General features: G+C 72.1%; 18 protein-coding genes. 11 read left to right on the plus strand and 7 right to left on the minus strand.

The annotated features are described in order from the left end of the window. Positions 1–22 precede the first annotated feature (22 nt). The 7 genes from EDF21_RS12365 (at position 23) to EDF21_RS12395 (ending at position 6,264) form a co-directional block, all read left to right on the plus strand. Positions 23–505, plus strand: a complete 483-nt coding sequence (locus EDF21_RS12365; RefSeq protein ID WP_056048726.1) for an FBP domain-containing protein — start codon at positions 23–25, stop codon at positions 503–505. An 89-nt stretch (positions 506–594) separates the two neighbouring features. Then, a complete protein-coding gene (locus EDF21_RS12370) occupies positions 595–906 on the plus strand; it encodes an antibiotic biosynthesis monooxygenase (RefSeq protein ID WP_123571565.1) in 312 nt (103 codons plus the stop codon). Positions 907–1,063: 157 nt separating this feature from the next. Further along, positions 1,064–2,158, plus strand: a complete 1,095-nt coding sequence (locus EDF21_RS12375) for a sigma-E factor regulatory protein RseB domain-containing protein (RefSeq protein WP_123571566.1) — start codon at positions 1,064–1,066, stop codon at positions 2,156–2,158. A gap of 37 nt (positions 2,159–2,195) precedes the next feature. Continuing rightward, the gene (locus EDF21_RS12380) at positions 2,196–3,191 is read left to right on the plus strand and encodes an ABC transporter ATP-binding protein (RefSeq protein WP_123571731.1); all 996 of its coding nucleotides are present in this window, start codon (positions 2,196–2,198) and stop codon (positions 3,189–3,191) included. Continuing rightward, positions 3,178–4,062 (plus strand): ABC transporter permease, encoded by an 885-nt coding sequence (locus EDF21_RS12385; RefSeq protein ID WP_123571567.1) that lies wholly within the window; start codon positions 3,178–3,180, stop codon positions 4,060–4,062. Before EDF21_RS12380 ends, EDF21_RS12385 begins: the two co-directional genes overlap by 14 nt. A gap of 44 nt (positions 4,063–4,106) precedes the next feature. Further along, complete coding sequence (locus EDF21_RS12390; protein ID WP_148053705.1) at positions 4,107–5,675, plus strand: hypothetical protein; 1,569 nt, start codon at positions 4,107–4,109, stop codon at positions 5,673–5,675. A 97-nt stretch (positions 5,676–5,772) separates the two neighbouring features. Next, positions 5,773–6,264, plus strand: a complete 492-nt coding sequence (locus EDF21_RS12395) for a MarR family winged helix-turn-helix transcriptional regulator (RefSeq protein WP_043596034.1) — start codon at positions 5,773–5,775, stop codon at positions 6,262–6,264. Between the two features lie 21 nt (positions 6,265–6,285). On the opposite strand, the gene EDF21_RS12400 is transcribed toward EDF21_RS12395, so the two are convergent. The 5 genes from EDF21_RS12400 to EDF21_RS12420 all read right to left on the minus strand — a co-directional run bounded on the left by EDF21_RS12400 (position 6,286) and on the right by EDF21_RS12420 (position 11,492). Next, positions 6,286–6,972 (minus strand): SDR family NAD(P)-dependent oxidoreductase, encoded by a 687-nt coding sequence (locus tag EDF21_RS12400; RefSeq protein ID WP_082460578.1) that lies wholly within the window; start codon positions 6,970–6,972, stop codon positions 6,286–6,288. Between the two features lie 68 nt (positions 6,973–7,040). Beyond that, complete coding sequence (locus tag EDF21_RS12405; RefSeq protein WP_123571569.1) at positions 7,041–8,054, minus strand: LacI family DNA-binding transcriptional regulator; 1,014 nt, start codon at positions 8,052–8,054, stop codon at positions 7,041–7,043. A 79-nt stretch (positions 8,055–8,133) separates the two neighbouring features. Continuing rightward, positions 8,134–9,090: a carbohydrate ABC transporter permease gene (locus tag EDF21_RS12410; RefSeq protein ID WP_123571570.1), complete on the minus strand. Its 957-nt coding sequence runs from the start codon at positions 9,088–9,090 to the stop codon at positions 8,134–8,136. 2 nt (positions 9,091–9,092) lie between these two features. Further along, entirely contained in the window at positions 9,093–10,103 is a 1,011-nt protein-coding gene (locus EDF21_RS12415; protein WP_123571571.1) for a carbohydrate ABC transporter permease, read from the minus strand. A gap of 81 nt (positions 10,104–10,184) precedes the next feature. Further along, positions 10,185–11,492, minus strand: a complete 1,308-nt coding sequence (locus EDF21_RS12420; RefSeq protein ID WP_123571572.1) for an ABC transporter substrate-binding protein — start codon at positions 11,490–11,492, stop codon at positions 10,185–10,187. A 195-nt stretch (positions 11,493–11,687) separates the two neighbouring features. Between EDF21_RS12420 and EDF21_RS12425 the strand changes: the two genes are divergently transcribed. The 3 genes from EDF21_RS12425 to EDF21_RS12435 all read left to right on the plus strand — a co-directional run bounded on the left by EDF21_RS12425 (position 11,688) and on the right by EDF21_RS12435 (position 16,522). Beyond that, the gene (locus EDF21_RS12425; protein ID WP_123571573.1) at positions 11,688–13,727 is read left to right on the plus strand and encodes a beta-galactosidase; all 2,040 of its coding nucleotides are present in this window, start codon (positions 11,688–11,690) and stop codon (positions 13,725–13,727) included. Between the two features lie 135 nt (positions 13,728–13,862). After that, complete coding sequence (locus EDF21_RS12430) at positions 13,863–15,524, plus strand: glycosyl hydrolase 53 family protein (RefSeq protein WP_123571574.1); 1,662 nt, start codon at positions 13,863–13,865, stop codon at positions 15,522–15,524. 71 nt (positions 15,525–15,595) lie between these two features. Then, positions 15,596–16,522: a glycerophosphodiester phosphodiesterase family protein gene (locus tag EDF21_RS12435; RefSeq protein ID WP_123571575.1), complete on the plus strand. Its 927-nt coding sequence runs from the start codon at positions 15,596–15,598 to the stop codon at positions 16,520–16,522. Positions 16,523–16,587: 65 nt separating this feature from the next. Here EDF21_RS12435 and EDF21_RS12440 read toward each other — a convergent pair whose 3' ends face one another. Further along, complete coding sequence (locus EDF21_RS12440; protein WP_123571576.1) at positions 16,588–18,204, minus strand: ABC-F family ATP-binding cassette domain-containing protein; 1,617 nt, start codon at positions 18,202–18,204, stop codon at positions 16,588–16,590. A gap of 123 nt (positions 18,205–18,327) precedes the next feature. Between EDF21_RS12440 and EDF21_RS12445 the strand changes: the two genes are divergently transcribed. Continuing rightward, the gene (locus tag EDF21_RS12445; RefSeq protein ID WP_082460582.1) at positions 18,328–19,308 is read left to right on the plus strand and encodes a bifunctional methionine sulfoxide reductase B/A protein; all 981 of its coding nucleotides are present in this window, start codon (positions 18,328–18,330) and stop codon (positions 19,306–19,308) included. Positions 19,309–19,379: 71 nt separating this feature from the next. Here EDF21_RS12445 and EDF21_RS12450 read toward each other — a convergent pair whose 3' ends face one another. Beyond that, a complete protein-coding gene (locus EDF21_RS12450) occupies positions 19,380–20,087 on the minus strand; it encodes a hypothetical protein (protein WP_123571577.1) in 708 nt (235 codons plus the stop codon). Between the last annotated feature and the right edge of the window lie 29 nt (positions 20,088–20,116).

Here is a 20,116-nt window from a genome sequence, read left to right on the forward strand (position 1 = left end):
ACCCGACGGCACGAGGGAGAACATGAAGCCGCTGACCGAGACCGACATCCGCGAGTCGTTCGTCAACGCCCTGCCGGGCGACCTCGACCGCCTGCCGATCCCCGGACTGCACGAGATGCTCTGGGAGGAACGCGAGTTCCTCGGCTGGCGCGATCCGCAGGCCCACCACCGCGGCTACATCGTCCACTGGATGGACGGCCGACCCGTCGGACTCGTCGTCCGGTCGTCGAGCAGTTCGCTGCGCCCCGGCATCGCCGCCATGTGCTCGCTCTGCCACTCACCCCAGCCGGCCACGCAGGTACGCCTCTTCACCGCCCCCAAGGCCGGCGAGGCCGGGCTCAACGGCAACACGCTCGGCACCTACATCTGTGAAGACCTCGCCTGCTCGCTGCTGATCCGGGTCGCTCCCCCGCACCTCAACCCGCCCGAGCAGATCGCCCGCCGCTCGGCCGGACTCGCCGAACGGGTGCAGGGCTTCACGGCCAACGTCATGAAGACCGCCTGACGCGCGGCCGTCCCGCCGACCGCACCGCGCCTCCCGTCGTCCCCCACCCGCTCCCCCTCCCGCTCCCGTCCCCACCGAAAGGCACCGTCGTGTCCGTCGTCAAGATCAACGCCATCCACGTCCCCGAGGGCTCCGGCTCCGAGCTCGAGAATCGCTTCGCCGCCCGCAAGCACTCGGTCGACGGGGCGGAGGGGTTCGAGGGGTTCCAGCTGCTGCGTCCCGTCAAGGGCGAGGACCGCTACTTCGTCGTGACGACCTGGCGCAGCGAAGAGGACTTCGCGGCCTGGTCGGCCGACGGCGCCAAGGCCGCCCACGCCCGCCCCGCCGGATCCGGTGACGCCCCGCGCGGGCCCGTCGCGACGGGTGCCGACCTGCTCGAGTTCGAGGTCGTGGACCTCTGACCGGGACGGTCGCGCCGGGGCGTCCGGCCGGCGTCGGCACGGCTCGTTCGACGTCGAGCGACCGGGGGCGAGGATGACAGCGATCTCCAGGCTTCGCGCGTAGTCTCCTGCCCAATCGCCGCCCGCTCGGGGCCCGGCGTGAGAGGTCGCGATCGTCATGAAGAAGTCCACCCGCTGGGCCACCGCCGCCGCCGTCCCCGTGGCCGTCATCGCCGCGAGCATCGTGGTCCCCGCCGTCTCGGCCACGGCGGACGTCGACCTGCCCGACAAGACGCCGCAGCAGGTGCTGGCCCTCGCCGCCTCGAGTTCGGGAGCGTCCTACTCGGGCACGGTCGAGCAGACCTCCGACCTCGGGCTGCCCGACGTGTCGGCCCAGGCCACGGGCGGCGGATCGTCGTCCGACGCCGCCGGTGCCCTCGAACTGCTGACCGGCAGCCACACGGCCAAGGTCTACGCCGACGGCGCCACGAAGCAACGCGTCCAGGTGATCGACCAGCTCGCCGAGCGGGACGTCATCCGTGACGGGTCGAGCGTGTGGGCCTACGACTCGAAGACGAAGGAAGCGACGCACGCGACGCTGCCCGACCAGGGGAGCACCCCGACGCCGAGCGCCCTCCCCGACGGCACCGCCGTGCCGCAGACGCCCGCCGAACTGGCCGACCTCGTCCTGTCGTCGGTCGAGCCCACGACGACCGTCACGGCCGACTCCGACGTGAGGGTGGCCGGACGCGACGCGTACCAGGTGGTCCTGACCCCGAAGGACTCCTCGACCCTCGTCGCGAGCGCGACCCTCACCGTCGACGCCGAGACCGGCGTCCCGCTCAAGGTGGTCGTCGCCGCGAAGGGGCAGAGCGATCCGGCGCTGTCGGCCGGCTTCACCTCGGTCGACTTCGGCGCCCCCGCGGCGTCCGTCTTCGCGTTCACTCCCCCGGCGGACGCGACCGTGACCGACGTGACCGTGCCGACCGGCGCCTCCGGACGGTCGCACGGTGACGCGGCCCACGCCGAGAAGACCGTCATCGGCTCCGGCTGGAGCACGATCGTCGGGGTCACCCCGGCTGCCGGGTCGAGCGACGGCACCTCGTCGATCGATGCCGACACCCGGGGTCTGCTCGACCAGCTGACCACGAAGGTCGACGGTGGCCGGGTGCTCGAGACGTCGCTGGTAACCGTCCTGCTGACCGACGACGGTCGGGTGTTCGCCGGGGCGGTCGACGCCTCGACCCTGCAGGCCGCCGTGGCCGGGCAGTGACCTCCGGCCGGTGAGCCTCGACACCCCCGCCGCCCGGGTGCCCGCCGTCGGCGACGCACCCCGAGGGGCGTTCGCCGTCGAGACGACGGGCCTGACGAAGCAGTTCGGACGCCAGCGCGCCGTCGACGGAGTCGACCTCGCGGTGCCGCACGGCAGCGTCTACGGGTTCCTCGGTCCGAACGGCTCGGGCAAGACCAGCACGATCCGCATGCTTCTGGGGCTCACCTCGGCGTCGAGCGGCGACATCAGGGTGCTCGGCGGGTCGATGCCGGACGACCTGCGCCGCGTCCTCCCCCGCGTCGGCGCCCTGGTCGAGGGTCCGGCGTTCTACCCGTTCCTGTCGGGACGGGCGAACCTGCACCGCCTCGACTCGGGCGACCGCTCGGCCCCGGCCTCGACGCGACGCGCCCGGGTCGACGCCGCCCTCGACCGCGTCGGCCTCGGTCACGCGGCGTCGAAGAAGGCCCACGCCTACTCGCTCGGCATGAAGCAGCGCCTCGGCATCGCGAACGCCCTGCTGATGCCGCGGGACCTGCTGGTGCTCGACGAGCCCAGCAACGGCCTCGACCCGCAGGGCACGCGCGAGGTCCGCACCCTCATCCGTTCCCTGGCCGACGAGGGCACGACCGTCTTCGTCTCGAGCCACCTGCTCAGCGAGGTCGAGCAGATGTGCACGCACATCGGCGTGATGAGCGCCGGGCGGCTGCTGACCCAGGGCACGCTCGACGACCTGCGCGCGCTCGGCACGCACCGGGTCCGCCTGCTCACGCCCGATCCGGACGCCGCCCGCGACGTGCTCGTCCGCCTGGGGCTCTCCCCGGAGGCGCGGGCACGGCCCGACGCGACGCCCGCGACCGCGGATGGCGCGGTCGGCGTCGAGGCCGAGCTGGCGGTCGACGGGCTCTCACCCGAGTCGATCGTCGCGGCGCTCGTCGTCGCGGACGTGCGCATCCGCGGGTTCGAGGTGGCCGGTGCCAGCCTCGAGGACCGGTTCGTCGACCTGACCGGGGAGGGCTTCGATGTCGCCGGCTGAGTCCGCGGGCGCGCGTCCCGACGCCGCCCCCGCCGTCGACCGCCCCCGGAGCGCGCTGGGCCTCGGCCTGCTGGGCAGCGAGCTGGCGATGCTCTTCCGCCGCGTCCGCACGATCGCGCTGCTCGCCGCGCTGGCCCTCATCCCGGTGCTGCTCGCGGTCGCCGTGCGCGTCACGTCGTCCGACGGCGGCGGTGGTCGCGGGCCCGCCTTCCTCGGCGACATCACCCAGAACGGCCTCTTCGTCTCGCTCACCGCCCTCACGGTGGCGATCCCGCTCTTCCTCCCGCTGACCGTCGGCGTCGTCGCCGGCGACACGATCGCGGGCGAGGCGAGCCTCGGCACCCTGCGGTACCTGCTGGTGACGCCGGTGGGCCGGGTGCGCCTCCTGCTCGTCAAGTTCGCGGCGGCCGCGGCGTTCTGCCTCGCCGCCACGCTCGTGGTGGTCGTGTTCGGGGCGATCGCCGGGGCGGCGCTGTTCCCGGTCGGGCCGGTCACCCTGCTCTCCGGGCAGACGATCGGCCTGGGCGAGTACGCCCTGAGGCTGCTGCTGATGGCGCTCTACGTCACGATGTCGTTGCTCGGCCTGAGCGCCATCGGCCTGTTCGCCTCGACGCTGACGAGCGTGCCCGTCGGGGCCATGGCGGCCACGATCGTGCTCTCGACCGTCGCCCAGATCGTCGATGCGCTGCCGCAACTGGACGTCCTGGACCCCTGGTTGTTCACGCACCACTGGCTGGGATTCGCCGACCTCATGCGCGACCCGGTCTCGTGGGACTCGTTCGGCGCCAACGCCCTGCTGCAGGCCGGCTACGTCGTGGTCTTCGGTGCCCTGGCACTCGGCCGGTTCACCACGAAGGACGTCCTGAGCTGAGCCGTCGGCGCGCCCGTGTCGGCGGTCGCGGCTACCGTGGATCGGTGCTTTCCCGTACCCGCCGATCCCGCGTCCCCTCCCGCCCGTTCCGCCTGACCGTGGCGGCGTCGCTCGCCACCGTGGCCCTGCTCGCCGCGACCGGCTGCACGTCCACGTCGACCGACGACGCCGACGGGCGCACGGCCCTCGTCACCCACCAGCAGGAGGCGCGGGTCACGGTGGTCGGCGGCGCCACCGCCCCCGAGAGGGCCGTCGAGGCCAGCCGGGCGCTGTTCGCCTCCAGTCCGGTCGCGGTCGTCGCAGCGGACGGGGACGCGGCGGGCCAGGCGGAGGCGGCCGACGAGGCGGAGCGACTGGGCGTGCCCCTGCTGCTCGCCCCGGCGGGGGCGCCGACGGCGTCGCCGTCCGCCGGCCCGTCGAGCGACAGCCCCACGACCGGGCCGTCCGTCCTGGCGGCCGAGCTCGACCGGCTCGGCGTCGAGACCGTGCTGGCGGTCGGCGACGTGGGCGCGATCGACGGGGCGGGCGTCGAGATCGCGAGCCGCGCCTCCTCGGTCGACGTGCCCGACCCGGCGACGCCCCTGGACGACGTCCTCGCCGTCGTGGCCGGAGCCGAGGACGTCGCGGCCACGGCCACAGCCCGGGCCGCGGGTGCCGAGGTCCAGGCCCTGCCCGAGGGGGTCGTCGACCTTCAGGCCTCCGGTGAGGCGATCGACGCGCTGCACGCCTCGACGACGACCGACACCGTCCTGATCGGCTCGTCCTTCTCGACCGTGCGCGACGCCGCGTGGTCGGTCGCGGCGGCCCGGTCCGGGGCACAGCTGCCCGGCGGCGGCCAACGGTTCTTCCCAGACCGGCGGTTCGTGGCGCTCTACGGCGCGCCCGGCACCGGGGCGCTCGGCGTCCTCGGCGAGCAGGACGTCGCCGCGACCGTGCAGCGTGCCGCCGACGTCGCGGCGAGCTACGACGCGGCGAGCGACCGTCCCGTGGTGCCGATGCTCGAGGTCATCGCGACGGTCGCCGCCGGTGCCGCCGGGGACGACGGCGACTACTCGAACGAACTGTCGGTCGAGAGCATCGAGCCCTACGTGGACGCGGCCGTCGCCGCGGGGCAGTACGTGGTGATCGACCTGCAGCCGGGTCGGGCGGACTTCCTCAGCCAGGCGAAGCGCTACGAGTCTCTGCTGTCGCGGCCGAACGTCGGCTTGGCCCTCGACCCCGAATGGCGCCTCGAGGCCGACCAGGTGCCGTTGCGCCAGATCGGCGGGGTCGAGGCGGGCGAGGTGAACGCCGTGTCGACCTGGCTGGCCGACCTCGTGGCCTCGAAGGGTCTGCCGCCGAAGATGTTCGTGCTGCACCAGTTCCGACTCGACATGCTGCGCGACCGGGCGTCGATCGACACGTCGCGGCCCGAGCTGGCCACGCTGATCCACGCCGACGGTCAGGGCTCGCAGCCCGACAAGCAGGCCACCTGGCGCGCGCTGCACGACGGCGCTCCGGCCGGGGTCGCCTGGGGCTGGAAGAACTTCTACGACGAGGACGTGCCCGTGCTGAGCCCCGAGCAGACGATGGCCGACGTGTCGCCGACGCCCGACCTCGTGACGTACCAGTAGCCCACCACCCGGGTCGCCCCGGCGACCCGTGCGGACGATTCACCGGCAGGTGGACGAAGATGAGGAGTCCGAAACCGACCGATGGGAACGCAGCACCGTGGCCACGAACGACGAAGTCGACCTGATCATCGACGCCTGGGCCCGCGAGCGCCCCGACATCGACTTCGCACCCCTCGACGTCTTCTCGCGCCTCCGCCGCCTGTCGCGGCGCCTCGACCGGATCCGCAGCGAGGCGTTCGCCCATGCGGGCCTCGAGATCTGGGAGTTCGACGTGCTCTCGGCCCTCCGTCGGGCCGGCGACCCCTTCCAGCTCAGCCCGAAGCACCTCGTCACGGCGACCATGGTCACGAGCGGCACCATGACGAACCGACTCGACCGTCTGGTCGAGCGCGGCCTCGTCGAACGCCACGGCGACCCGAGCGACGGCCGCGGTGTGCTGGTGCGCGTGACCGAGGACGGCATCGCGCGGGTCGACGCCGCCATGCTGAGCCTGGTCGACGCCGAGAGCGCCCGGCTGCACTCGCTGTCACCCGCCCAGCAGGCCCAGCTCGCCGACCTGCTGCGGCTCGTCGGCGACGAGTTCAGCTAGCAGCGTCGGGCCGGTCGGGAGTCAGCTCGAGAACGCCGAGCTCGGCAGGTCCTTCTCGCCGTCGACGATCGCCCGCACGATCCGCTCGGCCACCGCGTCGGGGTCGAGGGCCGCGCCGAACGCCGGCGCCTTCCCGGCGACCGCCCGCGTGGCGAGGCCGGTGTCGGTGTGCCCCGGGCGTGCGTCGAGCATGCGGATGCCGTCTCGCCGGTACTCGCGTCCGGCGGCCGACGCGAAGGACGCCAGGGCCGCCTTGGACGCCGAGTAGGCGGCCATCCCCACGGTCGCGGCCTCGGACACGACGCCGCTGATCGTCACGACGAAGGGTTCGCGACCGGCCGCCGCGGACTCCGCGAGGGCGGCGTGCGCGGCACGCACCAGACGGATGGGTCCGAGAGCGTTCGTCTCGACGAGTTCGTCGAGCGTGTCGTCGTCGAGGTCCTTCGCCGCTCCGAACGCGACGACGCCCGCGGCGACCACGACGCCGTCGAGGCGTCCGTGCTCGTCGAGCGCCGACCGGACCAGCGCCGCGCCTCCCGACCGGTCACGCAGGTCGGCGAGGTAGGCGCCGGGGCCGGAGAGCGACTCGGGTCGTCGGGCCGCGCGGACGACGACGGCCCCCTCGTCTTCGAGCATCGCTGCGAGACGCTGCCCCAGTCCACCGGACGCACCGGCCACGAGCACCACGGCTCCGTCGAGATCGGTCATGCCGCCGACCCTACGCGCGCGTCCCGGTGGGACGCCGGGGCGAGGGACCGCAGGAGGCGCGGGTCGCGTCACGCGGACGCGCGCACCACCAGCTCGGTCGGCAACGTCATGGCAGCCGGCTTCTCGCCGTCGATGACCTGCAGGAGCAGGCGCACCATCTCGCTGCTGATGCGGTCGAACGGTTGACGCATGGTCGTGAGGGCCGGCGACGTCGCGGTCGCGACGCTCGAGTCGTCGAAGCCCGCGACCGCGACGTCGTCCGGCACGAGCCGCCCCGCGGCCGTCAGGGCGTCGATCGCCCCGGCGGCCATGCGGTCGTTGGCGGCGAAGACGGCGTCGAGGTCCGGCCGTTCGGCGAGCAGGGACTGCATCGCGACGCGGCCGCTCTCACGCCCGTAGTCGCCGTGGCGCACGAGCGCGTCGTCGGCGTCGTCGCCCAGCTCGGCCCGGTACCCCTCGAGGCGGGTGATGCCGCCGGGGGTGTCGGCGGGGCCGGCGATCGTGGCGATGTGCCTGCGCCCCAGGCCGCGGAGGTACGCGACCATCTCGCGCGCGCCCTCGCGGTCGTCGGCGGCCACCCACCCCATCTTCTTCTCGTGGCCGATCGGGATGCCGCAGGCGATCGCGGGGACCCCCGACTCGACCACGTCGGCGAGCAGCCTTCCGCCGCTGTGCGCCGAGACGAGCAGGACGCCGTCGACGTGCCCGGCCCCGATGTAGGCCAACGCCCGCTGCTGTTCGGCAGGCGACCCGGCCATGATCAGCACGAGCGAGACGTCGCGCTCGGCGAGCGCCGAGGCCGCCCCCCTCAGCAGGATGGAGAAGTTCGGGTCCTCGAAGAGCTGTTCGTGGTCTTTGGTGAGCAGGAAGGCGACCGAGCCGGTGCGGTTGGTCGCGAGGCTGCGCGCGTGCGGGTTGACGCGGTACCCGGTGGCCTTGATGGCGGCGTCGACCGCGGTCTTGGCCTCGGGGCTGACCCACCGGCCGCCGTTCAGGGCCCGTGACACCGTGCCCCGCGAGACGCCGGCGGCGGTCGCGACGTCGTCGATGGTCGGTCGGCCGCGGCCGGTCGTGCTGCTCACGCGGCCAGCATAGGGTGCGGCGACCGCCGGACCGACGGCGCGCTCCGCCCCGCCGGCACGACCGGTCGTCGAGGCCGCACTACTTGACCGCGCCGGCCGCGAGGTCGACCTTCCAGAACCGCTGCAGCACGAGGAAGATCGCGATCAGCGGGATGACCGAGAGCAGGGCACCCGTGATGACGAGCGTGTACAACGCCGGCGCCGAGGCCCCCTGGTTGAGCAGCCCGTTGAGTCCCACCGTGAGGGGGAACAGCGAGTCGTCGCCGAGCATGATGTACGGCAGCATGAAGTTGTTCCAGATGGCGACGAACTGGAACAGGAAGATCGTCACGAGCCCGGGCAGCAGCATCGGCACGGCGATCCTCGAGAAGATGCCCATCTCGCGGGCCCCCTCGGTGCGCGCGGCCTCGATCACGTCGGTGGGCACGGCGGCCGCGGCGTAGATGCGGGCGAGGTAGATGCCGTAGGGGCTGATGATCTGCGGCAGCAGCACGCCCCAGAAGGTGTTGGTCAGGCCGACGTTCGCGAGCAGGAAGTACTGCGGGATCGCCAGGATGACGCCGGGCACGAGCACGCCCATCAGCAGCACGTTGAAGACGACCTTCTTGCCCGGGAACTCGAACTTCGCGAGGACGTAGCCCGAGAGCGCCGAGACGAAGGTCGAGGCGATCGCGCCGAGGCCGGCGTAGAGGGCCGTGTTGAGCATCCATCGCCAGAACAGCCCGTCGCGGTACTGCGTCAGGGCGACGACGTTGTCGAGCAGGTGGCCGCTCGGCGCCAGGGTGAAGGTCGAGAAGAGCTCGCCGCCGTCCTTGGTCGAGGCCATGACGACCCAGAGCACCGGGAACAGGCAGTAGACGGCGCCGATCAGCAGCAGCACCGTCGAGACGACGCTCGGCCGTTCGGCGTGCAGGCGCGGTGCGGACGGGTCGCGCGGCACCCTGCCCGAGGGACGGCGGCCCGTCGAGGAGGCGCGGGTCGGGTCGGGCACCGGGGCCGTGGCCTCTCGGGAGCCGTCGAGGTCGATCGTGGTCATGGTCAGTCCTCCTGGCCGAATGCGCGCTTCTGGACGACCCGGAGGAAGAAGAAGCTGACGATGAAGGTGGCGAGCGCGATGACGACGGAGGTCGCCGCCGCCGAGTAGATGTCGTCGCGGGTGAAGGCGTCGCGGTAGACGAGCATGAGCGGCGACCAGCTGGTCGACAGGCTGTTCGTGAGCGGACGGAGGGTGGTCGGCTCGGCGAACACCTGCAGGGTGGCCACCATCGAGAACAGCGCGGTCATGACGAGCGCCGGCGCGACCATGGGGATCTTGATGCGCAGGGCGATCTGCACCTCGCTGGCACCGTCGAGGCGGGCGGCCTCGTAGACGTCGGTCGGCACGGCCTTGAGCGAGGTGTAGATGACGATCATGTTGAAGCCGACACCGCCCCAGAGGGCGATGTTCGCGATCGCGAACAGCACGGTTCCCGAGCCGAGCACCCCGTCGACGTCCCAGCCGAGCCGGTCGAACACGTAGTAGAAGGGGCTCACGGCCGGGAGGTAGAGGAAGCCCCAGAGCAGTGAGCTGATCACGGCGGGCACCGCGTAGGGCAGGAAGATGGAGACCCGCGAGAAGGCGGTGGCCCGCGTGCGCTTCGAGTCGAGCAGCAGGGCGAAGAGCAGCGCGAGGCCGAGCATGCACGGGATCAGCACGACGCCGTAGAGCAGGACGCGACCCACGCTGGAGGCGAACTCGGGGTCGGTGAGAGAACCGACGTAGTTCTCGAACCCGGCGAACACCTGGCTCTCGCCGCCCGAGCCGAGCCCCAGGCCGACGACCTGCTTCTTCTGGAAGCTGAGGAACAGCGTGTAGACGATGGGCGCCGCCATGAACAGCACGAAGAGCACGATGCCGGGGGCCAGCATGGCGTAGGGGGTCAGCACCCGCGTGCGGAAGCTGCCGTTGCCCTTGCGGGTCGCCGGGCGGGGCGCCTCGCGGCCGGCCGACGACGGCGGAGGGCCGGCCCCGTCGGTTCGCGGGCTGAGGGGGGTGAGGGTGTCGGCCATGCCGTGTCCTTGGGTCGAGACGGGTGTGACGGAGGGGTGACGGGGCGGGCGGGGCGACCCCGGCCGCCCCGCCCGATGTCGCTACTTGACCGAGAAGCCGCTCTTGGTCAGGTCGTCGACGGTGATCTTCTGCATGGCCGCGACCGCGTTCTCGAAGGCCGCCTGCGTCTTGGCGTCGGCCGCCTTGGCGAACTCGTCGTTGTAGGCGCTGAAGGCCACGTTGACGTTCGGGCCGTAGGTGAACGGCTGCACCGACTCGGACGCCTCGGCGGCGATGTCGTAGAAGTCGTCCTGCTGGCTGAAGAACTCGGGGCTGGTGGTCAGCGCGTCCGACGCCGCGTCGGTGGCCGCCGGGTAGACGCCGGCGATGTCGGCGAGCGCCGCCACGGCCGTGGGGTCGGTGTTGAGCCACGTCGCGAACTCGACCGCCGCCTCCTTGTGCTCGGACTGGGTCGTCACGGCCGTGGTCGAGCCGCCCCAGTTGCCGTCCGCCGGCTTCGAGGCGTCCCACTGCGGCATCGGGGCCGCGGTCCACTTGCCGGCGGTGTCGGGGGCGTTGCCGCCCAGCACGCCCGGCGCCCAGACCGAGCTGATCCAGCCGACCTGGCTGCCGTCGTTCAGACCGGCGTTCCACTCGGGCGTGTACATCGGCTTGTTGTCGATGGCTCCGCTCTCGACGAGCCCGCCCCAGTACGAGGCGACCTTCTCCGTCGGGCCGCCCTCGATGTCGACGCCCCAGCTGTCGCCGTCGATCGACCACCACGAGGCCCCGGCCTGCTGCGTGAGGCCGGCGAACCAGCCGGCGTCGTTGGCCGAGAAGGTGCCGAGGTACTTCGTCGGGTCCGCGGCGTGGAGCTTGGTGGCGACGTCGGCGTACTCGTCCCACGTGGTCGGGACGCTCAGGCCGTACTGGTCGAGGACGTCGGTGCGGTAGTACGCCATCATCGGGCCGGAGTCCTGCGGGATGGCGTAGACGCCGTCACCGCCGAGGGTCACCGACGACCAGGTGCCCTCCGAGAAGTCGCCCTCGAGGTCGGCGGCGCCCTGGTCGGAGATGTCGGCGAGCGCGTCCGAGGACACGAGCGTCGGGATCTTCTGGTACTCGGCCTGGATCAGGTCCGGCGCGCCGCTCCCGGCCTTGATGGCGGTGAGCAGCTTGGTGATGGCCGGGTCTCCGCCGTCCTGTTTGTTGACGGTGACCTGGATGTCGGGGTTGTCCTGGTTCCAGAGGTCGACGACCTTGTCGAGGTTCGGGGCCCAGGCCCAGTAGCTGAGCTCGACGGGACCGTCGTCGGCCGCGCCTCCCCCGGCGCCGGAGCACCCGGCGGTGAGCAGTAGGGCGGCGGTCGCGACCGTGGCGACACCGAGACGGCGGAATGAGCTGCGCATTCGTCCTCCTTGAGGAAAGCAAGAGCTGTGGTGGGGGCGGGACAGCGCGTGCTTCGGAGAACCACGTCGCTGTGCCTGTGAGCGGTTACAGTTACGCACAGCAGTTTTCGCTTGTCAACACCGTTACGGGCCCTTTCGCCGCTCGATACCGGTGTGTTACAACTGGGAGCGCACACAGTCAAAGGAGATCACCGCATGTCACTCGAGCTCGACGCCCGACCCACGCCCCAGGCCACCACGACCTGGCTGCCCGGCCGAGCCGACCTGCGCTACGGCGGCGACTACAACCCCGAACAGTGGCCGCGCGAGGTCTGGCTCGAGGACATCGCCCTGATGAAGCAGGCGGGCGTCAACCTGGTCAGCGTCGGCATCTTCTCGTGGGCCCTGCTCGAACCCCGCGAGGGCGAGTACGACTTCGGTTTCCTCGACGACATCCTGGGCCTGCTGCACGACGCCGACATCGACGTCGACCTCGCCACCCCGACGACCGTCCCGCCGGCCTGGTTCTGGAAGGCCTACCCCGACTCCCACCCGGTCACGCAGGACGGCGTCACCCTGGGTCGCGGCTCCCGCGGCATGGTCAGCCCGAGCAGCCCCGACTACCGCCGGGCGGCCCTCGCGATCACCGAGCGGCTGGCCGAGCGCTACGCGAACCACCCCGCGGTCGTGCTCTGGCACGTCCACAACGAGTACGGCGCCCCGATCAGCGAGGACTACGGCCCCCACTCGGTGCTCGCCTTCCGCACCTGGCTCGAGGAGAAGTACGTCACCCTCGACGCGCTCAACGAGGCCTGGGGCACCCGCTTCTGGGGCCAGACCTACGGCGAGTGGGACGAGATCGACGCCCCGCGCACCTCGGCCACGGTCGTGAACCAGACCTCGCGCCTCGACTTCGCCCGCTTCACCTCCGACGCCCTGCTGGCTTGCTTCACCGCCGAACGCGACGCGATCAAACGACACGCGCCGCACCTCCCGGTCACCACGAACTTCATGGCCACCAACTGCCCCTCCATCGACTACTGGAGGTGGGCCCGCGAGGTCGACGTCGTCGCGAACGACCACTACCTCGTGGCCGAGCGCCGCGACAACCACGTGCTGCTCGCCATGGACGCCGACCTCACCCGTTCGCTCGCCGGCGGTGCCCCGTGGATGCTGATGGAGCACTCGACCTCGGCCGTCAACTGGCAACCACGCAACATCGCCAAGCGCCCCGGCGAGCTCGCCCGGAACGCCGCGAGCCACCTGGCCCGGGGCGCCGACGCGATCCTGTTCTTCCAGTTCCGGGCGTCGCGGTACGGCGCCGAGAAGTTCCACTCCGCGATGCTGCCGCACGCCGGCACCTCGACCCGCACCTGGCGCGAGGTCGTCGACTTCGGCGCCGACCTGGGTCGGCTCTCGGCCGTCCGCGGCAGCCGGGTGGAGGCGCGGGTCGCGATCCTCTGGGACGTCGAGTCCTTCTGGGCCCACGACCTCGAATGGCGGCCGTCGGTCGAACTCCAGCACCGCGAGCGCGTCGTCGCCTGGTACTCCGCCCTGTGGCAGCTCGGCGTGACGGTGGACTTCCGCCACCCGCACGACGACCTGTCGGGCTACGACCTCGTGCTCGCGCCCTCGCTGTACCTGGCCGACCGGCGGACGACCGACGGCCTCGGCGCGTTCGTCCGCGAGGGCGGCACCTTCGTCGCGTCGTACTTCTCGGGCGTCGTCGACGAGAACGACACCGTCCACGCCGGTGGTGCACCCGGCGCCCTGCGCGAGGTGCTCGGCCTCTCGGTGCCCGAGTTCCTGCCCCTGTACGCCGACCAGGTCGTCACCCTCGACGACGGCACGACGGGCACGGGCTGGTCCGACGACATCGTGCTCGAGGGCGCCGTGGCGGTCGCGAGCTACGTCGACGGCCCGGCGGCGGGAGGTCCGGCGGTCACCCGCCACGCCCACGGCGACGGCTCGGCCTGGTACGTCTCGACGCGCACGACCGGGGCCGACCTCGAGGGTCTCGTCCGGTCGGTGCTCGACGACGCCGGGGTGCCGCTGCCGGTGGACCACCCCGAGGGGCTCGAGGTCGTCGTGCGCCACGGGGACGACGTCGACTTCACCTTCCTGGTCAACCACGCCGAGACCGCGACCGACGTCGTGGTCGGTCAGGGCACCGAGCTGATCACCGGCGACGCCGTCGACGGCCGCGTGAGCGTCCCCGCCGGTGCGGTCCGCGTCGTGAGCCGCCCGCGCGGCTGAGCCGCGACGCGAGGCGACCGCAGGAGGCGCGGTGCCGGCGTCGAGACCTGCACCGCGCCTCCTGCGCCCACCGTCCCGAACCCCGTACCGCCCCCGCAGCACCCCGCCACACCGATCGTCAAGGAGGACGACGCGATGACACGACCCACCACCACACCCCGGCCCCCCGTCGACCGGAGGGGCCGGCGCGGTCTCGCCGTCGGCGCCGCCCTCGCCACGGCGGCCCTGGGAGCCGGCCTGCTGTCGGGCGCCCCCGCGACCGCGGTGCCCGGCGGCCCGGCTCCTCGCCCCGTCGTCGTGCAGGACCCCGGCTTCGAGGACGGCGCGACGGGCTGGGTCTCGAAGGGGTCGGGCACCACGACGCTCGAGGCGGGTGGGCACGACTCGGCCACGCGCCTGACGCACGTGCTGCCGACGGCCGGCACGGCCACGACCAGCCAGAAGCTCAAGAAGGTGACGCCCGGGTGGTGGACCTTCTCGGCCTGGGTGAAGAGCGGTGGCGGCCTGGCCTCAAGCACGCTGTCGCTGACCGGGTGCGGCACCGGCGCGAGCAAGGACGCCGCGGCGACGACGGTGATCCCCTCGACCGAGTCCGACGACGGGTGGCTGCGCCTCTCGGTCTCGGCCGAGGTGACGCACAGCCAGTGCACTCCGACGTTCACCACGAGTGGTGCGGCCGGTGCCTGGGCGAGCATCGACGACGTCACCGTCACGCCCGGGCGGGTGACGCGCGACGTGCGGGGTGCCGACCTGTCGGGTCTGCCCCGCAACGAGGATCGCGGAGCCGTCTACCTCGACGCCGCCGGCCGCCCCACCGACCCGGTGACGCAGCTGGCGGACCACGGGGCGAACATGGTGCGGCTGAAGGTCTGGGTCGACCCGACCGACGGCTACAACGACCAGGACGACGTCGTCGCGATGGCGGCGCGGGTGAAGGCGGCGGGCATGCAGCTGCTCGTGGACTTCCACTACAGCGACCGGTGGACCGACCCGGGCGCCCAGACCATGCCGAGGGCCTGGCTCGGACTGAGCGCCCCCGAGGTCGCCGCGAGGATTCACGACCACACCCGCAGCGTGCTCGACGCCCTCGCCGCCGAGGGCATCACGGCGGACGCCGTGCAGGTCGGCAACGAGATCAACCCCGGCATGGTCTGGCCGCTGGGCCAGACCTGGGACGTCGACCCGAGCGACGGCGTCAGCGGCGCACAGTGGAGCAACCTGGCCATGTTCCTCACGGCCGGAGCGACGGCGGTGAAGGAGGCCTCGCCCACGTCGCAGGTCGTGCTGCACCTGACCAACATCAACGCCGGCGTCGACGGCCTCACCTGGTGGTTCGACGAGGCGACCTCACGCGGCGTGCCGTTCGACCTGATCGGCCTGTCGTACTACGGCTACTGGCACGGCGGACTGTCGGGCATGCAGCAGGCGGTCACGACGCTGTCCGAGCGCTACGACCGCGACGTGCTGATCGTCGAGACGTCGTACCCCTGGACGCTCGAGGACGACCCCGACCACCTCTGGGAGAACGTCGTCGTCGACCCGTCGCAGCTCGTCGCGGGCTACCCCGCGACGCCCGAGGGGCAGGCCGCGAACTTCCGTGCGATCCAGGACGTCGTGGCCTCGGCCCCGGGCGGCCGCGGAATCGGCGTCGTCGCGTGGGAACCCGCGTGGACCGCGGTCGACGGTGCCGGATGGGACCCGGACGACCCGACCTCGGGCAACGCGTGGGAGAACCAGGCGATGTGGGACCACGACGGTCGCCCGCTGCCCGCACTCGACGAGTACGCGGCCGACTGAACCGGGCGAACGACGGGTGATCCGGCGGGCGGTGGTCGGCGCGGCACCCGGTCTCCCCCCATAGTGGGCACATGCCCCGCACGCCCGAGCCCCTGGCACGCCTCTCCCGTCGAACGGTCCTGCTCGGCGTCGGCGGCGTCGCCGTCCTCGGGACGGCCGCCGTCGCCCTCGGGTTGCGTTCCGCGCGACTGAGCGAGGAGGCGCCGGTCACCCGAGCCGCGCCTCCTCGGCCCGTCGACACCCTCCTGGCGGCTCGACCCTCCACCGTCGCCCACCGCGGCGGGTCCGGCGACTGGCCCGAGATGTCGATGTTCGCCTACCGGCAGTCGGTCGCCGCCGGGGTGGACGGGCTCGAGGTGTCGCTCTCCCGCACCTCGGACGGCGTCTGGTTCGGACTGCACGACGAGACCCTCGACCGCACCTCGGGCACGACCGGGTTCGTCCCCGCCGACCACACGTGGAGCGAGGTGCAGCAGTACCGCATCTCGGCGGCCGAGACGAACGACCCCGAGCAGTCCGACCAGCCGTACGCCCGCTTCGACGACATCGTGCGCGAGTTCGGCCGCGAACACGCCCTGTTCGTCGACCCGAAGTACGTCGACCCCCGCTTCTACCCCGAGCTGTTCGAGATCGCGTGGATGCAGCTCGAAACGTCCGAGGTGGCGCAGACCTTCGTCGGCAAGGGGTACTGCACGCAGACCGAGTGGGGCGACCTCGCCGCCTCCGAAGGGTGCGCGACCTGGGGGTACTACTACGCCGACGAGCTGGCGGACGACCCCGAGCTGCTCACCCGGACCTCCGCCAGCTGGAGCATGCTGGGCCTCGACTGGTCCGCCCCGGCCGCGACCTGGGCGACGATGACGGCCACCGGCAAGCCGGTCCTCGGCCACATCGTGTCCGACCTGGACGCCGCTCGCGCCGCACTCGACGGGGGTGCGTCCGGGCTCGTCGTCTCGGGCGTCGCCGAGGTCGTCAGGCAGCTGACGACCGAGGGCTGAGCCCGGCCGCACGCGGACCCGACCCGCGCCCCGCGCCCCGCGCCCCGCGCCCGGCGCCCCGCGGCTCAGGCTGCGGTGACGACCACGCGCTCGGGACGGTCGGCGTCCGCGCCGAAGACCAGACGCCGCGTGGCGACCTTGTCGGCGAAGAACCGGTCGTGGCTGACCACGACGACCGCCCCGGGGAAGTGCTGCAGCGCCCGCTCCATGACCTGGGCGCTCGGGACGTCGAGGTGGTTGGTGGGCTCGTCGAGCAGCAGCACCGAGGCCCCCGAGAGCAGGCACTGCGCCATCGCGACGCGGGCCCGCTGACCACCGGAGAGCGCGCCGATGCGCTTCTTGAGATCGGCCTCGCTGAACTGGAACATCGCGAGGAACCGCCCGACCGACTTCCGCGTCGCGGTCAGGGCGAGGCTGTCGGGCATCGCGTTGACCGAGTGCGTGACGGTGTCGTCGGCGTCGAGCTCGGCCAGCACCTGGTCGTACGAGACCACCTTGACCCCGCCCGCCCAGGCGGCCCGACCGGCGTCGGCGCGTTCTTCCCCCGTCAGCACCCGCAGCAGCGTGCTCTTGCCGCTGCCGTTCGCCCCCGTGATCACCAGGCGGTCGCCGCGCCGCAGCTCGAACGTGAGGTCGTCGAAGAGCGTCCGGTCGTCGCGGGCCTTGCCGAGACCGTCGACCCGGCACAGGACGTCCTTGACGTGCAGGCCCGAGTAGATCTCGGTGATGATCTGGTCGACGGGGCGGGGGGCCCGCGACTTCTTGACCTTGGCGAGCTGCTTGAGCAGGTCGCCGCCGTCCTGGCGCTTGGCGGCCTTGGCGGCGTCGCGACGGTCCGAGATGCCCTCGGCCTCGAACGCGAGCAGCTCGGACTCGTGCACGAACTGCTGCTCGAGGCTCTTCAGCCGGAACTGCTTCTGCACGACGTACTCGGCGAAGTCGCCCGGGTAGTCGTGCAGGTGGAAGTTCTCGACCTCGACGATGCGGGTGACGACCGCGTCGAGGAAGCTGCGGTCGTGCGAGACGACCACGGCCGCGCCGTGGAAGTCGCGGAACCACGACTCGAGCCACTCGACGCCGGCCACGTCGAGGAAGTTCGTGGGCTCGTCGAGCAGCAGCACGTCGGGGTCCTCGAGGACGATCTTCGCGAGGGCCGCCCGGTTGCGCCAACCACCGCTGAGGTCGTCGATCGGGCTGGTGCGGTGCGCGTCGCTGAATCCGAGCACGCTCAGGGCCGTGTCGATGCGGCGCGGGTACTCCCAGCCGTCGACCCGGTCCATCTCGGCGAACAGTTCGGACTGTCGGTGGATCAGCTGGTCGAGGGCGTCCCCGCCGTCGGGGTCCATCGCGACCACGGCGATGTCGGCGTCGATCTGCGCCAGGTCGGCCTCGATCGCCCGCTCGTGGGCGAAGAGCCCGGTCAGCACCTCGACGATGGTCTGCGTGCCGTCGAGTTCGGAGAACTGCGAGAAGTACCCCACCCGGACGCCCTGCTCGAGCGTGACCGTGCCCTCGTCGGGCTGCACCTGGTCGAGCATCAGCTTGAGCAGCGTGGACTTGCCGCTGCCGTTGCGACCGACGATCCCCACGCGCTCCTTCTCGTCGAGGCGGAAGAACGCCTCGCGCACCACCGGGGTGCCGTCGAAGCGGACGGTCACGTCGTTCAGTCGGATCAGGCTCATGCGTCGATCCTCGCAGGCCGACGGAACACCCGGCGCCGCCCGGTTGTTGTCGTGAGAGGCATCGAGGCGACGGCGGGCACCCGACCCATCCGATCGCACCGACGCCGACGAACAGGAGGCATCATGTCGGACCAGTACCGGAAAGACCCCGAGGCGGTCGCCCGCCTCACCTCGACCCAGCGCCGCGTGACCCAGGGCGGTGGCACCGAACCCGCCTTCCGCAACGAGTTCTGGGACTCGAAGGACGCGGGCATCTACGTCGACGTCGTCTCGGGCGAGCCCCTGTTCGCCTCGGTCGACAAGTTCGACAGCCGCACCGGCTGGCCGAGCTTCACGCGACCCATCGACGCCGAACACGTCGTCGAGAAGCGCGAGGGCTTGTTCTTCAAGCGCACCGAGGTGCGCTCGACCGCCGGGGACAGCCACCTCGGCCACGTCTTCCGCGACGGACCCACCGCCACCGGCGGGCTGCGGTACTGCATCAACTCGGCGGCTCTCCGCTTCGTCCCCTACGCCTCACTCGAAACCGAAGGATACGGTGCCTACATGACGCTCTTCTCCCCCGAATCCACCCCCGCCCCCAGCGGCACGACCGAGACCGCGATCCTCGCCGGCGGCTGCTTCTGGGGCGCCCAGCAGCTGCTCCGCCGCCGACCGGGCATCGTCTCGACCCGCGTCGGCTACTCGGGCGGCAGCGTGCCGAACGCGACGTACCGCAACCACCGCGGCCACGCCGAGGCCGTCGAGATCGTGTTCGACCCGGGTCTGACCTCGTACCGCGAGATCCTCGAGTTCTTCTTCCAGATCCACGACCCGTCGACGAAGGACCGCCAGGGCAACGACGTCGGCGACAGCTACCGCTCGGCGATCTTCTACGCGGACGACGAGCAGCGCGCGACGGCCCTCGACACCATCGCCGACGTCGACGCGTCCGGCCTCTGGCCCGGCAAGGTGGTCACCGAGGTCACCCCGGCCGGCGACTTCTGGGAGGCCGAAGAAGAACACCAGGACTACCTCGAGAAGGACCCCTACGGCTACACCTGCCACTTCGTCCGTCCGGGCTGGGTGCTGCCGAAGCGCGACCAGCAGGTCGCCGCGGGCTGACGCCCGTCGGAGACCCAGGAGGCGCGGTGCCGGTTCGATCGGCACCGCGCCTCCTGGCGTCCGGTCGCTCCTCAGCCCCAGAGGCGCGTGACGATCGATCCCATGAGGTCGTCGGTCGGGAAATTCCGTTGCGACACCGTGACGACGACGTCGTCGCGCACCAGCACGGTGTCCGCCATGTCGACGCCGTACATCGGGTGGGTCGTGACGTACTGGCAGAGCGAGCCGCCGTACGCCTCGGAGCAGTCGTAGACCACGCCGTCGAGCCAGAAGACCGAGGTGGGTTCGCGTCCCTCGGCGAGCCAGGCGGGATACGCCGCGGCCGTCGCGGCGTCCACCGTGCTGACGTCGGCGAAGAGGCCCGTGACGTCGGCCCGCACGTCGGCCCAGCCACAGCGGAGCACCTGGGCGGACGCCACGACGTCCCTCAGGTCGGCGTCGGCGCCGGGTGCCGTGGGAGCGACCTGTCCCATCGGCTGACCGAAGTAGGCGGGGTCGTTGAGGGGGGCGTCGCCCATCGTGGCGGCGTAGGTCGCGGCGTCCACCAGGTCGGTGCAGTCCGTCGGGATCGACACGGGCCGCGTCGTCGGGGTCTGCGACGGAGTCGCCGTCGGGGTCTCCGACGGGGTCGCGGTGGCCTCGGGCGAGGCGGCGACGTCGGTCGCCGGGGCGGTCGGACCGGACGTCGACGCGCCCGCTCCACCCGTCGCCGGCGCGCAACCGGCCAGCAGTCCGGCCAGTGCAAGACCGACGAGGGCGGTGTTCACGGAACGCTTCATGGTCGTCTCCCCCTCGCCAGGCCGATGCC

Source organism: Frigoribacterium sp. PhB118 (assembly GCF_003751725.1).
Lineage (GTDB): Bacteria > Actinomycetota > Actinomycetes > Actinomycetales > Microbacteriaceae > Frigoribacterium.

Bases quoted from the DNA above. Each gene is read 5' to 3' on its own strand.
- EDF21_RS12365 (WP_056048726.1), top strand. From the start codon at position 23: ATGAAGCCGCTGACCGAGACCGACATCCGCGAGTCGTTCGTCAACGCC.
- EDF21_RS12375 (WP_123571566.1), top strand. From the start codon at position 1,064: ATGAAGAAGTCCACCCGCTGGGCCACCGCCGCCGCCGTCCCCGTGGCC.
- EDF21_RS12385 (WP_123571567.1), top strand. From the start codon at position 3,178: ATGTCGCCGGCTGAGTCCGCGGGCGCGCGTCCCGACGCCGCCCCCGCC.
- EDF21_RS12400 (WP_082460578.1), bottom strand. From the start codon at position 6,972: ATGACCGATCTCGACGGAGCCGTGGTGCTCGTGGCCGGTGCGTCCGGT.
- EDF21_RS12410 (WP_123571570.1), bottom strand. From the start codon at position 9,090: ATGACCACGATCGACCTCGACGGCTCCCGAGAGGCCACGGCCCCGGTG.
- EDF21_RS12415 (WP_123571571.1), bottom strand. From the start codon at position 10,103: ATGGCCGACACCCTCACCCCCCTCAGCCCGCGAACCGACGGGGCCGGC.
- EDF21_RS12420 (WP_123571572.1), bottom strand. From the start codon at position 11,492: ATGCGCAGCTCATTCCGCCGTCTCGGTGTCGCCACGGTCGCGACCGCC.
- EDF21_RS12425 (WP_123571573.1), top strand. From the start codon at position 11,688: ATGTCACTCGAGCTCGACGCCCGACCCACGCCCCAGGCCACCACGACC.
- EDF21_RS12430 (WP_123571574.1), top strand. From the start codon at position 13,863: ATGACACGACCCACCACCACACCCCGGCCCCCCGTCGACCGGAGGGGC.
- EDF21_RS12435 (WP_123571575.1), top strand. From the start codon at position 15,596: ATGCCCCGCACGCCCGAGCCCCTGGCACGCCTCTCCCGTCGAACGGTC.
- EDF21_RS12440 (WP_123571576.1), bottom strand. From the start codon at position 18,204: ATGAGCCTGATCCGACTGAACGACGTGACCGTCCGCTTCGACGGCACC.
- EDF21_RS12445 (WP_082460582.1), top strand. From the start codon at position 18,328: ATGTCGGACCAGTACCGGAAAGACCCCGAGGCGGTCGCCCGCCTCACC.
- EDF21_RS12450 (WP_123571577.1), bottom strand. From the start codon at position 20,087: ATGAAGCGTTCCGTGAACACCGCCCTCGTCGGTCTTGCACTGGCCGGA.